This is a genomic window from Nocardioides sp. W7 (assembly GCF_022919075.1).
Taxonomy (GTDB): Bacteria; Actinomycetota; Actinomycetes; order Propionibacteriales; family Nocardioidaceae; genus Nocardioides.
This window is the reverse complement of record NZ_CP095078.1, coordinates 968038-980460: the sequence shown is the minus strand read 5'-3', so window position 1 is coordinate 980460 and position 12423 is coordinate 968038. Positions and strand designations below refer to the sequence as shown.

The 12423-nt window shown below is 72.2% G+C and carries 13 protein-coding genes; 4 read left to right on the top strand and 9 right to left on the bottom strand.

All coding sequences use genetic code 11. From position 1 onward, the window contains the following. Positions 1 to 60 precede the first annotated feature (60 nt). Positions 61 to 549 carry a glutathione peroxidase gene (locus MUB56_RS04750; protein ID WP_244930758.1) on the top strand — a complete coding sequence of 163 codons (489 nt, stop codon included), beginning with the start codon at positions 61 to 63 and terminating at the stop codon, positions 547 to 549. Positions 550 to 934: 385 nt separating this feature from the next. Next, positions 935 to 2410 carry a DHA2 family efflux MFS transporter permease subunit gene (locus tag MUB56_RS04745; protein WP_244930757.1) on the top strand — a complete coding sequence of 492 codons (1476 nt, stop codon included), beginning with the start codon at positions 935 to 937 and terminating at the stop codon, positions 2408 to 2410. Between the two features lie 74 nt (positions 2411 to 2484). Here MUB56_RS04745 and MUB56_RS04740 read toward each other — a convergent pair whose 3' ends face one another. Continuing rightward, entirely contained in the window at positions 2485 to 3525 is a 1041-nt protein-coding gene (locus tag MUB56_RS04740; RefSeq protein WP_244930756.1) for a hypothetical protein, read from the bottom strand. 212 nt (positions 3526 to 3737) lie between these two features. On the opposite strand from MUB56_RS04740, the gene MUB56_RS04735 reads away from it, so the two are divergent. Beyond that, a complete protein-coding gene (locus tag MUB56_RS04735) occupies positions 3738 to 4325 on the top strand; it encodes a hypothetical protein (RefSeq protein ID WP_244930755.1) in 588 nt (195 codons plus the stop codon). A 168-nt stretch (positions 4326 to 4493) separates the two neighbouring features. Here the strand turns inward: MUB56_RS04735 and MUB56_RS04730 are convergent, their stop codons facing one another. The 3 genes from MUB56_RS04730 to MUB56_RS04720 all read right to left on the bottom strand — a co-directional run bounded on the left by MUB56_RS04730 (position 4494) and on the right by MUB56_RS04720 (position 7904). Beyond that, the gene (locus tag MUB56_RS04730) at positions 4494 to 5384 is read right to left on the bottom strand and encodes an LLM class flavin-dependent oxidoreductase (RefSeq protein WP_244930754.1); all 891 of its coding nucleotides are present in this window, start codon (positions 5382 to 5384) and stop codon (positions 4494 to 4496) included. Positions 5385 to 5478: 94 nt separating this feature from the next. Next, a complete protein-coding gene (locus tag MUB56_RS04725) occupies positions 5479 to 7587 on the bottom strand; it encodes a DEAD/DEAH box helicase (protein ID WP_244930753.1) in 2109 nt (702 codons plus the stop codon). A 59-nt stretch (positions 7588 to 7646) separates the two neighbouring features. Next, positions 7647 to 7904 (bottom strand): GlsB/YeaQ/YmgE family stress response membrane protein, encoded by a 258-nt coding sequence (locus MUB56_RS04720; protein WP_244930752.1) that lies wholly within the window; start codon positions 7902 to 7904, stop codon positions 7647 to 7649. Positions 7905 to 8043: 139 nt separating this feature from the next. On the opposite strand from MUB56_RS04720, the gene MUB56_RS04715 reads away from it, so the two are divergent. Further along, a complete protein-coding gene (locus MUB56_RS04715) occupies positions 8044 to 8190 on the top strand; it encodes a hypothetical protein (protein WP_244930751.1) in 147 nt (48 codons plus the stop codon). Positions 8191 to 8209: 19 nt separating this feature from the next. Here MUB56_RS04715 and MUB56_RS04710 read toward each other — a convergent pair whose 3' ends face one another. From MUB56_RS04710 to MUB56_RS04690, 5 genes are all read right to left on the bottom strand, one after another. Next, positions 8210 to 8506: a DUF2470 domain-containing protein gene (locus tag MUB56_RS04710; protein WP_244930750.1), complete on the bottom strand. Its 297-nt coding sequence runs from the start codon at positions 8504 to 8506 to the stop codon at positions 8210 to 8212. A gap of 14 nt (positions 8507 to 8520) precedes the next feature. Beyond that, positions 8521 to 9054, bottom strand: a complete 534-nt coding sequence (locus MUB56_RS04705; RefSeq protein ID WP_280637365.1) for a hypothetical protein — start codon at positions 9052 to 9054, stop codon at positions 8521 to 8523. Positions 9055 to 9211: 157 nt separating this feature from the next. After that, positions 9212 to 9607 carry a hypothetical protein gene (locus tag MUB56_RS04700; protein ID WP_244930749.1) on the bottom strand — a complete coding sequence of 132 codons (396 nt, stop codon included), beginning with the start codon at positions 9605 to 9607 and terminating at the stop codon, positions 9212 to 9214. A gap of 10 nt (positions 9608 to 9617) precedes the next feature. Next, on the bottom strand, positions 9618 to 10388 hold the full coding sequence (locus tag MUB56_RS04695) for a 2-phosphosulfolactate phosphatase (protein WP_244930748.1): 771 nt from the start codon (positions 10386 to 10388) through the stop codon (positions 9618 to 9620). An 88-nt stretch (positions 10389 to 10476) separates the two neighbouring features. Continuing rightward, positions 10477 to 12420, bottom strand: a complete 1944-nt coding sequence (locus tag MUB56_RS04690; RefSeq protein WP_280637364.1) for a M13-type metalloendopeptidase — start codon at positions 12418 to 12420, stop codon at positions 10477 to 10479. Positions 12421 to 12423: the final 3 nt, after the last annotated feature.

Sequence of the window (12423 nt, the reverse complement as noted above, 5' to 3'; positions counted from 1 at the left end):
GGGACCGTAGCCCGGAACGCCGACACCCCGGCTTCGCCGTACTCACTAGTCTCGGCTCTCATGAGCATCCTCGACACCTCCATCGCCCGTCTCGACGGCACCCCCGCCACTCTCGGCGAGATCACCGGCGGCCGGCCCGCCCTGCTGGTCAACGTCGCGAGCAAGTGCGGGCTGACCCCGCAGTACGCCGGCCTCGAGCAGCTCCACGAGGAGTACGCCGGCGCCGGTTTCACCGTGGTCGGCCTGCCGTGCAACCAGTTCATGGGCCAGGAGCCGGGCACCTCGGAGGAGATCGCGGAGTTCTGCTCGGCGACGTACGGCGTGACCTTTCCCATGACGGAGAAGATCGACGTCAACGGTGACGACCGGCACCCGATCTACGCCGAGCTGGTCTCGATCCCCAATGAGCAGGGCGAGGCCGGCGACGTGGCCTGGAACTTCGAGAAGTTCCTGGTCGCCGCCGACGGCACCGTGGTCGCGCGGTTCGGTCCCCGGGTGGAGCCGAGCGACCCCGCGCTGGTCGACGCGGTCAAGGCGATCACCGCCTGACCGCGCGGGGCCGGGGGTGAGGGCTCGCTCGGCGAGTGAGTTTCTCCGCCTGGGCGGCGAAACTCACGCCTACGTCGTGAAACATCTCGACACAGGCGCGGGTTTCCCGACATAGGTGTGACCCCAGAGGCGCCTGAGACAACACGCAGCCGGACAGGTGCGGGCGGTGACGTCCGCGCCAGAGGTGCATGCCTTCGGAGTCGCTCGGCGACCTGCCCGGGCCGCTCACGGTGCTCCTGACCCGGTTCCGCGACCCGATCAGCTGCCGCTCGACGTCCTTGTGTTGATTGCGGCGGCCCGGCGGGCCCCGGGCGTGAGCGAAGACACGCCGCAGCGCGACCAAAGTCGGGTGCGATGGGTTGGGGACCCCTCTTAGCCTTGCTCGGTGACCTCTGCTCCCTCCACCAGCCCTCCTTCTCCCAGCACCAGTCCCGACAAGCTCGACCGCGGCGTCCTCCTCGTCGCGGGGGTGGTGGTGCTCGGGGCGATCATGTCGATCCTCGACATCACCGTCGTCTCGGTCGCGCTGCGGACCTTCGAGCGCGAGTTCGACGCCTCGACCGCCCAGGTCGCGTGGACGATGACCGCCTACACGCTCGCCCTGGCGAGCGTGATCCCGCTGACCGGCTGGGCCTCCGACCGGTTCGGCACCAAGCGGCTCTACCTGATGGCGATCGGCCTCTTCGCCGCCGGCTCGACGCTGTGCGCCGCCGCCACGTCGCTGGAGATGCTGGTGTTCTTCCGGGTGCTGCAGGGCTTCGGCGGCGGCATGCTGGTGCCGCTCGGCATGACGATCCTGACCCGGGCCGCCGGCCCGGAGCGGATCGGCCGGGTGATGGCCGTGATGGGCATCCCGATGCTGCTCGGCCCGATCGCCGGGCCGATCCTCGGCGGCGCGCTCATCGACAACGCCTCGTGGCACTGGATCTTCCTGATCAACGTCCCGATCGGCGTGGGCGCCCTCGTCTACTCCTACAAGGTGCTCCCCGCCGACAACCCGACGCCGTCGGAGAGCTTCGACTGGCTGGGCATGGTGCTGCTCTCCCCCGGCCTGGCCCTGTTCCTGTTCGGCATCTCGACGATCCCCGAGACTGGCACCGCCTGGGACGCCGAGGTGCTGGTGCCCGCGATCCTCGGCCTGGCCCTGATCACCGCGTTCGTCCCGTGGGCCCTGGACCGCCGCAACGCCCACCCGCTGGTCGACCTGCGCCTCTTCGCGAACCGCACCCTGACGTTCGCGGTGATCGCCATGTCGCTCTTCGCGATCGCGTTCTTCGGCGCCAGCCTGCTGTTCCCGCAGTACTACCAGGGCGTGCGCGGCGAGTCCGCGATGATGGCCGGTCTGCTGCTGGCCCCGCAGGGCATCGGCGCGATGCTCACGATGCCGATCGCCGGCGTACTGAGCGACAAGATCGGTCCCGGCAAGATCGTGCTGACCGGCGTCGCCACCATCGCCGTCGGCATGGGGCTCTACGCCATGCTCGACGACAGCACGTCGTACTGGTTCCTCGGCCTGGCGCTGTTCATCCAGGGCCTCGGCATGGGCGCGACCATGATGCCGATCATGTCCGCCGCGATGCAGACGCTGCGCGAGCACACCATCGCCCGCGGCTCCACCCTGATGAACATCATCCAGCAGGTGGCCGCGTCGATCGGCACCGCGATCTTCTCGGTGCTGCTCACCAACGGCGTCAAGAACGACATCGGCCCGGTGGACCCGGTCGGCGACCTGGCCGGCGTGTTCAGCGGCGTCTTCTGGGTGGCCGCGGTGATGGTGCTGCTGGTCCTCATCCCGGCGTTCTTCCTGCCGCGCAAGAAGGCCGACCACGCGATCGACCCCACCCTGCTCGCCGGCCACTGAGTCCGACCCCTCGCCGAGTCAGCAGAAGTGGCGGGCCGAGTCAGCACCAGTAGTGCTGACTCGGCCTTTCAGGGTTAGGGGGCGACGCGGCCGGTGATCGGGGGCAGGTCGGCCAGGGTGACGATCCCCGGCGGGGCGGCGACGACGTACGGCACCGCGTTGGTGACCGGCATCGCGGTGTAGATCATCCCGAGGTCCATGAACCCCTCCGCCCAGTCCTTCGGGGGCAGGCAGTGGATGACCGTACGCATGTTCGGCACGCCGAAGACCTGGATGACGTGGCCGTGCGCCAGCGGCTTCGGGGGTACGACGTGCTCGCCCATGGTCCAGTTGAACCCGACGCTGACCACGTTGCGGTCCCCCACCCAGCCGCGGTGGTAGCCCATCACGCCCCCGACCGTGCCGGCCGGGATCGTCATGAAGCCGAGGTCGGTGTCGCCGGTCGCCTCGGTGAAGGTGACGTCGAAGGTCATCCGGTCCAGGGTCACGCCGAGCGCGTCGGCCATCATCGCGGCCGACTCGGCGAAGACCTCGGACTCGCGGCGTACCGACTCGGCCAGGCCCGGCGTGTCCGGCCGCTGCGAGAAGCCCATCGCGGTCTGCGTGCCCGCCGACTCGTACGTCGAGCAGTCCACCGACTCGGTGATCCGGATCTCGTCGACCCGCTCGCAGGAGCCGCTGAGCACCATGCCGACCAGGTTGGTCATTCCCGGGTGCGCGCCGCTGCCGAAGATCGTCGACTGGCCACGCTCGCAGGCCTGGCGGACCCGCTCCAGGTCCTCGGGTGACTGCTTCCCGCCGGTGATCCAGGCCGCGCTGGAGCAGACGTTGACCCCGGCCTCCAGCAGCGCACAGAGCTCGTCGACCGAGGGCCACAACGGGTTGTAGCAGCACGCGTCGGCGCCCAGCGCGAGCAGCGCTTCGACGTCGTTGGTCGCCAGCACGCCCGTCGGCTCCGGCCAACCGCACAGCTCGGAGGCGTCCTTCCCGACCTTGTCCGCGCCGTGGGCGTAGACGCCGACGAGCTCGAGGTCCGGGCGGGCGAGGATCGCGTGCAGCGAGCGTCGTCCGATGTTGCCGGTCGTCCACTGGATCACGCGCAGGGGTCGGGTCATGCCGGGCAAACTAGAACGAGTTTCAGTTCGGTGTCCAGGGCCGGGTCGGTCGCTGGGGTAGTCCGTCACACCAGCGGGGCGATCCGGCGGCAGGACCCCCTCATGTGACGGACTATCCCGGCGCTCGCACTGACTTCCACGGAAATCATCGAGCGGGTCCGGGCGGTCGCGGCCTAGGTTGTCCCCCCGACCACGCACGAGGAGACAGACAGATGGGCTGGAAGGACGTCGCCAAGCTGGCCACCGGACTGGTGTCCGAGCTGAAGGAGAAGGCCGAGGAGTACCGCCCCGAGGCCGTCGCGGCGCGCGAGGCCGAGAGCGAGGCCCGCGCGGAGACCGAGCGTCGCGACCGGCTCGCGGACCGGTCCGCGGCGGGCGCCACGGCCGAGCTGACGATCACGCTCAGCGGCGGCGAGCAGGGCACGCTCACGATCACCCTCCCGTGCGAGCGCGAAGAGGCGGACGGCTGGTGGCGGCTCCGCCTCGAGGCGCCCGACCCGGTGCTGCTCGGGACCACCGCCCTGGCGGCCCTCTCGCTGGCCGTCCCGGCGTACGACGGCCCCGGGCGCTACGACCTCGCCGACCTGCACCGCCGCGGCGAGACGGGCGAGATCGAGTCGTGGGAGGCCTTCGACCTGTACCTGACCCCGGCGACCGAGGTCGACGACCGCACCTGGTTCGTCGACGTGTCCGCCACCCCGCCGCCGGTCGTGGTGGTCGGCACCGAGGCGGTCGAGTTCGACCTGCCGCTGGGCTCCGCGGTCAACGCGATCCGGGCGGTCGGCACCGTCCGCTGGTGAGCCGCTAGTGCCGCGGGTCGGAAGTTGTTGACCGGTTGGCGTGCTCAGGGTGGGTGGCTCGCCAGGCGTCGGCGCGACGCCGTACCTGTTCGTCCTGCGAGCGTCGGCAACGCCGCGAGGCGCGTGCTCTGGGTGCGCGAAGCGCACAAGAACTTCTGACCCGCGGCACTAGCCCTTCTGCAGGCGGGGCAGGACGTCGCGGGCGACGGCCTCCAGCACGGCCTCGTCGCCGACGTACGCCGTCTCCCGGCGCGGCCAGTGCGTGACCAGGTCGGTGAAGCCGAGCTCGGCGACCCGGCCGGCGATCTCCTCGAAGAACCCCACGCTCGACAGGGCGAAGCGCCCCGTCCCGGACAGGTGCGGGGTGGCGTCGGGCAGCACGTAGCGAGGCACCAGGCCGGGGTCGCGACCGAAGTCCGCGAGCGCGTCGTCGAAGACGTGGACCGACTCGGCGAGGCCGGCGTACCAGCTGTCGACGGAGTCGGCGACGTACGGCCCGGTCGTGATCCAGCCGCCGCCGTGCTCGGCGGCGAAGCGCAGTGAGCGAGGGCCGTTGGCCGCGAGGAGGTACGGCGTGCGCGGCAGGCCCGGGCGGGTGCGCGCATCGGCGGTCGAGAACCAGCGTCCCTCCGTGGTGACGTGGTCGCCGTCGCGCAGCTGCTCCAGGACACCCACGAACTCCTGGAACCGGTCGACCCGCTCGCGCACCGACAGGTCGCCGGCGCCCAGCACCCGGGAGTCCAGGTCGCCGCCGGTGCCGAGGCCGAGCAGGAACCGGCCGCCCGAGATGTCCTCGATCGCCTGGGCGTCGCGGAAGAGCAGGTAGGGGTGCCGGAAGTTCGGCGCCGAGACGAGGGTGCCGATCCCGATCCGCTCGGTCACCGACGCCGCGGCGGCGAGGGTCGGCGTCGCGCCCGCCCACGGCGACTCCGGCAGCCCGCCCCAGGTGAGGTGGTCGTAGGTCCAGGCGTGGTCGAAGCCCAGCTCCTCGGTGGCGCGCCACCGCGGCGCCGCCTCGGCCCAGGGTTGATCGGTCAGGAGGGTGAGGCCGATGCGCATGCGAGGAGCCTAGGGCCGGCGCGATCTCGGGACGTCATGCGTTCCGGGACGCCGGACGCCCAGCTCGTACGACGTCCGCGCGCTCGGCGGGGGGTCAGGACTGGCTGGCCAGGGCCAGCGGGAGTACGTCGGCCGCGCCGGCCTGGCGGAGCGCGCGGGCGGCGACGGTGAGGGTCCAGCCGCTGACGACCAGGTCGTCGACGAGCAGCACCCGGGCGCCGGGCGGCAGGTCGGCGTGCAGGTCGTAGCGCCGCCCGACGGCGGCGACCCGCTGGGCGGAGTTGGCCGCCCCCTGGCCGGGAGCGACGTCGGGGTCGACGATGGCGAAGGCGCCCAGGAGCGGCACCTTCAGGTAGCGCGAGAGGCCGCCGGCCAGGTCGGCCACCAGGGTCGGTCGGGTCAGGGACTCGACGTGCACGATGCCGTCGATCCGGGGCTGCCAGTCGCCGAGCACGGCCACCACCGCCTGCACGAGCGCCACCGGGACCGGGCCGTCGGGCGTGTCCGGCCGGAACAGCTCGCGCAGCGCGCCGCCGTACCCCAGGTCGGTGAGCCGGGCGACGACCCGGCCCTCGCTCGCGGGCGCGGTGATCTTGCCCTTCCAGTCGATGCCGAGGCTGGCCAGCGCGGTCGGCCACATCTTGCGCGGCTCGATCGGCACCCCGGGGCGCGACAGCCGGGCGTCGGCCTCCTCGATCGCGGCGGCCGAGACGTCGGTCGAGAGCCGGAGGCCGCCGCAGTTGTCGCAGCGCCCGCAGTCGGCCGCGTCGGGGTCGTCGAGCTGGTCGCGCAGGTAGCGCATCCGGCACTGGTCGGTGTCGAGGTAGTCGAGCATCGCCCGCTGCTCGCGCTCGCGGGCCTCGGTCACCCGCTGGTAGCGCTCGGCGTCGTACGACCACGGCTGCCCGGTCGACTCCCAGCCGCCCCGGACCCGGCGCACCGCGCCGTCGACGTCGAGGACCTTCAGCATCGTCTCGAGCCGGTTGCGGCTGAGGTCGACGTGGGCCTCCAGGGCCCCGGTGCTCATCGTCCGGCCCTCGCCGGCGAGCACATCGAGGGACTGGCGGACCAGCTCCTCGCGGGGGAAGGCGAGCGAGGCGAAGTAGGCCCAGATGTCACGGTCCTCGAGCGCCGGGAGCAGCACCACCACGGCCTCGTCGGTGCCACGGCCGGCCCGGCCGACCTGCTGGTAGTAGGCCACCGGGGACTGCGGCGCCCCCATGTTGACCACGAAGCCGAGGGTCGCGTCGAAGCCCATGCCGAGCGCGGAGGTCGCGATCAGTGCCTTGACCCGGCCGCCCGCCAGGTCGGCCTCCAGCGCGAGCCGCTCGGTCTGCTCGGTCTGGCCGGAGTACGCCGCGACGTCGTGCCCGCGCGAGCGGAGGTAGTCGGCGATCTCCTGGGTGGCGGCGACGGTCAGGCAGTAGACGATGCCGGAGCCGGGCTGCTCGGCGAGGTGGTCGGCCAGCCAGGCCAGCCGCTGCTGCGCGGTCTTGAGACGTACGACGCCGAGCCGGAGCGACTCGCGGTCGAGCGAGCCGCGCAGGACGAGCACGTCTCCCAGGGATCCGGCACTGCCGAGCTGCTCGGCGACGTCCTGGGTCACCCGGCTGTTCGCGGTCGCCGTCGTGGCCAGCACCGGGATCCCGGCCGGCAGGTCGCCGAGCAGGGTGCGGATCCGGCGGTAGTCGGGGCGGAAGTCGTGGCCCCAGTCGGAGATGCAGTGCGCCTCGTCGACCACGAGGAGCCCGCAGGTGGCCGCCAGCTTCGGCAGCACCTCGTCGCGGAACCCGGGGTTGTTTAGCCGCTCCGGGCTGACCAGCAGCACGTCGACCTCGCCCGCGTTGATGGCGTCGTGGATCGGCTGCCAGGACTCGATGTTGGTGGAGTTGATCGTCACCGCGCGGATGCCGGCCCGCTCGGCGGCGGAGATCTGGTTGCGCATCAGCGCCAGCAGCGGGGAGACGATGACGGTGGGTCCGGCGCCCTCGGCCCGCAACAGCAGCGTGGCGAGGAAGTAGACGGCCGACTTGCCCCAGCCGGTGCGCTGCACGACCAGGGCGCGGCGGCGGTGGACGGCCAGCGCCTCGATCGCCGACCACTGGTCCTCGCGCAGCACCGCGTCGTCGCTGCCCACCAGGGCGCGCAGGTGCGCCTCGGCCTGGGCGCGGACGTCGGTGCTCGTCGGGTTCGCTGCGGTCATGCCCCGTGTCTACCAGCGGGCGCCCCCAGCCCAGCGCGCCGGGCGGGGCCACGTTTCGTTCAGGCCCGGCGGCCCTGGAAGGCGTTCCACCCCAACGTGACCAGGAGCGCGCCGACGAAGGAGCCGATCAGGCCACTGGGCCGCAGCTGCAGGCCGTCGCCCGCGAGCAGGCTGACCAGCAGGCCGCCCACGAAGGAGCCGGCCAGGCCGGCGACGATGGCCATCGACCAGTTCACGGAGTCCATCCGGCTGCCCAGCGCGAGCTGGGCGAGACCGCCCGCGAGGATGCCGAACACGATGATCGCAAGGATGAGCATGGTTCGACGGTAGGGCCTGCGCGCCCCGGTGCCGATGGTCCGAGCGGTTCCGGAGCGGATTTCACCCGGGTCGGGTGAGGGTCCGTCGCCGATGCCCCCGAGTGGGTGAGACCGATGCGGCTTGCGGGTACTCCCAGGCATGGACCACCCCGTACGCCGCTTCCTCGCGACCCTGCCCGGGCTGCTGGCGCTGTCGGTCTACCTGGTGCTGGCGGCCGCCCCGACCGCGCCCGTCGACACCGGGCCCGTCGACACCGGCCTGGTGACCACCCACGAGGGTCGCTGACCGGCTGAAGACCCCTCGTTCAGTGCGGGCGCGCCTCGACGCCGAGCCGCTCGCACGCGGCGTCGTACAGCGCGACGATCTCGCGGCGGACCTCGGCACGCTCGGTGATCCCGCCCGCGGGCCACGGGACCCGGACCTCCTCGGCGCCGCCGGCGGTCGTCGCCGACCACATGCCCCCGTCCTCGTCGAGGCCGGTCATGGTCGCGTCGACCGCGTCGGGGAGCGCGAAGGCGCGGACGATCAGCAGGCTGTCGTGGGTGTGGTCGTCGTTCATGTGCGCGAGCACCGCGGCGACGACCGGCTCGGGGAAGGTCACGGACGCCAGCGTAGTCAGGCCGCCGGGCCTTTCGCCCGGACGTCGGCGACCCGGCCGGTGGCGTCGCGCAGCTCGGCCAGCCAGTCGCCCTCGTGCTGCCCGACCAGGCGCACGCACCAGGCCAGCGCGTCGGCTCGCGAGCGGGCCACGCCGGCGTCGACGAGGGTGTCGAGGACCTGTCGCTGCGGCTGGCGCAGCCGGGTCATCACCGGCGTCGCCAGGTGGGTCCACAGCTCGCCGTGGGCGTCCTCGTCCTCCCCGAGGCGCACCCCCCAGGAGACCTTGCGCGCGTAGCGGTGCTCGGCCTCCCGGGCGATGGCCATCCGGGCCTCGCGGGTGTCCTCGCGGAACGCCTTGGCGCGGCCGGCCCGGGCCTCGGCGACCTCGGCCGGCGAGGCCCCCTCGGCGACGGCGACGTCGGGGACGCTCAGCCGGACGGTGATCTCCTCGCGATCGACGGCGATCTCGGCCGGGCCGGCGGTCCAGGCCTCCGGGAGGCGGCCGGTGAACCAGCCGCGGATCACTTCTCGAGTCTCGTCCTGAATCATGATTACATCATTACACGCTTGCGTCATGCAGCCAAGGGTGACCGATCGGGCGGTGGGTCAGCCACCGATCTGTCGCGCGGGAAGGTGCGCACCTCACCGCCCGGGCGCCCGCCCGCCAACCGCCGTCCCTGACGAGCCGGCACCCTCGCCGGACGGCTCAGGCCGCCCGCGCCCGGCGCGCGATCCCGCCCGGCACCGCCCCGACCAGCGCGGGAACGGCCACCAGCAGGGCCAGGAAGAGCCAGCCGTCGCGCAGCTCGTCGGCGAGGGTCGCACCCGACACGTCGAGCGCGATCGAGACCACCGGGATCCCGAGGCCCGTGAGCGCTCCCGCAATCAGCCAGACGATCGCCGCGGTCGGCAGTCCGCGACGCCAGCCGTCCCAGATCGCCCAGCACAGCGCGAGCACCACGACCAGCAGGAAGTACAGCAGCCCGGCCCCGAGCGCGTCGTCGCTGTCACTGCGGTCGAGGACCTCGACGAAGCCGGCGTAGAGGACGACCACGACCAGGGCCCGGACCAGAGCTGCGACGACGACGTAGACGAGGTTCACCGGCACAGCATCACGGATCCGAGCGCGGCCCGTCGCGAAACGACTCACCCGACAGCACGGGTACGACGTCCGTCGCGTCCACCTCGGCGGCCACGGCCACGTCACCTCCGAAGCCGCCCTCCACGAGCTCGCGGCCGCTCGCGCAGTCGTGCAGGGCGGCGCTCAGGTCGCCGGCCACCACGTCGTACGCCGCCGCCGCGACCCGGGCCTCGGGGCTCGGCCGGCCGACTCCGGCGTCCGCGAGCGCGGCCAGCACGGCGCCCGCTCCCCACAGGTCCTCGACGGCCGGGCGCAGCGAGCCGTCGGGCCACCGCTCGCCGGCGGCCACGACCGCGACCGACGCGCCGTCCCGCAGCCGGTCGGCCAGCGCGGCACCCACGGCCCGGGCGTTGCGCAGGCAGCCGACCAGCACCTCGACGCCGGCCTCGGCCAGTCCGAAGCAGATGCTCGACCCGTTCGGGCTCGGCAGCACCAGCCGCTCCACGCCGGACGACGCGCGGACCGTCAGCGGTGACAGGCTGACCTGCCCCTCGGCAGCCTCGCGACGACCGACCGCGAGCACCGCGTCACGGGTGGCGGCGTACGTCGTCGCGCGCACGTCGCGCCAGCCGAGCGGGAAGACCTCGATCCCCCGCTCGACCGCCACCGACAACGTGGTCGAGAACGACAGCACGTCGACCACGACCGTCACGTCGGCCGCCACCGCCCGGGCCCCGGTCAGCCCCCAGTCGAAGCGGACGTCGAAGCCGGCCTGGGCGTGGGCGGCCTGGATACGCGTCACGGTCCCTCGCTTCGCTCGGTCCCGTCGACGCTACTCGACCTCCCGGCGTGCCCCCGGCCCCTCGCTTCGCTCGGCCCCGGCACCGTGATCACCAGATGCGGACCCGGTCGTCGGGGTCGAGCCACAGCCCGTCGCCGGGCGCGGTCTCGAACACCTCGTGGAACTCGTCGAGGTTGCGCACGATGTTGGCCCGGAACTCCGGCGGGGAGTGCGGGTCGATGGTGAGGTACTGCTGCTCCTGCTCCGTGCGGCGCTTGGTCCGCCACACGTAGGCCCAGTTGCTGAACAGCCGCCGCCGGTCCTCGACCGAGGCGGTGCCGCCCTGCGAGATCAGGAACGCCCGGTGGGCGATGGTCAGCCCGCCGAGGTCGCCGATGTTCTCGCCGACCGTCAGCTGGCCGTTGACCTTCTCGCCGGGCAGGCTGCGCGGCTCGAAGCCGTCGTACTGCTCGACGAGCTTCTTCGTCTTCACCTCGAAGGCCGCCTTGTCGTCGGCGGTCCACCAGTCGTCGAGGTTGCCGTGCGGGTCGTACTGCGCGCCCTGGTCGTCGAAGCCGTGCCCGATCTCGTGGCCGATGACCGCGCCGATGCCGCCGTAGTTCTCCGCGGCGAGGGCATCGGGGCTGAAGAACGGCTTCTGCAGGATGCCGGCCGGGAAGCAGATCTCGTTCGTGCCGGGGTTGTAATAGGCGTTGACCGTCTGCGGGAGCATGAACCACTCGTCGCGGTCGACCGGGCTGCCGATCTTGGCCAGCTGGCGCTCGGTCTCGAACGACGACGCGGACGCGACGTTGCCGAGCAGGTCGTCCTTGCTGACCCGCAGCGCCGAGTAGTCGCGGAACTTCTCCGGGTAGCCGATCTTGGGCCGGAACGTCTCGAGCTTCTCGTAGGCCCGCGCCTTGGTCTCCTCGGTCATCCAGTCCAGCGCCTCGATCGAGACGCGGTACGCCGCGAGCAGGTTGGCGACCAGCTCGTCCATCAGCGCCTTGGACGTCGGCGGGAAGTGCCGGGCGACGTACTCCTTGCCGACCGCCTCGCCGATCGCGCCCTCGACCAGCGCCACCCCGCGCTTCCAGCGGGCGCGCAGCTCGGGCGTGCCGTTGAGGGAGCGGCCGTAGAAGTCGAAGTTGACCTCGACGAAGTCGTCGGTGAGGTACGGCGCCGCCGAGCGCAGCACGTGCGTGAGCAGCCAGACCTTCCACTCCTCGATCGGGACCTCGTCGAGGACGGTCGAGAGGTGGCCGAAGTACGACGGCTGCCGCACGCAGGACTCGGCGATCGTCAGGTCGTCCCCGCCGAGGTTGGTGACGTAGGCGTCCCAGTTGAAGGACGGGCACAGGTCCTTCAGCTCGGCCGCGGTCAGCAGGTTGTACGTCTTCTGGACGTCGCGCGTCTCCGCGCGCTCCCAGTGGCCCGCGGCCAGCCGGGCGTCGATCGCGAGAACCGTCGCGGCCGCGCCCTCGGGGTCGGGGTGCTCGCCCAGGGTCAACAGGCGGGTGAGGTAGCCGACGTACTTCTCGCGGATCTCGGCGAACTTCTCCTCGCGGTAGTACGACTCGTCCGGCAGCCCCAGCCCGCCCTGGACCAGGTGGAAGAGGTAGCGGTCGGAGTTGCGGTCGTCGGAGTCGACGTAGGAGCCGAACAGGCCGTGCCCGCCGATCCGCTCGAACTCGCCCAGGAACGCGGCCAGGTCCCGGACGTCGCGCAGCGCGTCGACGGCGTTGATCAGCGGCCGCACCGGGCGCAGGCCCTTGGCGTCGATCGCCTCGGTGTCCATGAAGGAGGCGAACAGGTCGCCGATCTTGCGGGCGTCCTCCGTCATCGTGGCCGCGTCACCCGCTGCGAGGCTCTCGATGATCTCGCGGACGTGCGCCTCCGCGCCGTCGGCCAGCTGCACGAACGGGCCCCAGCTCGAGCGGTCCGAGGGGATCTCGGTCTCGTCGAGCCAGCGCCCGTTGACGTGGCCGAACAGGTCGTCCTGAGGACGGATGTCGAGGTTCATGCCCTCGCGGGCGTCGTCGAGGATCGTCACGCG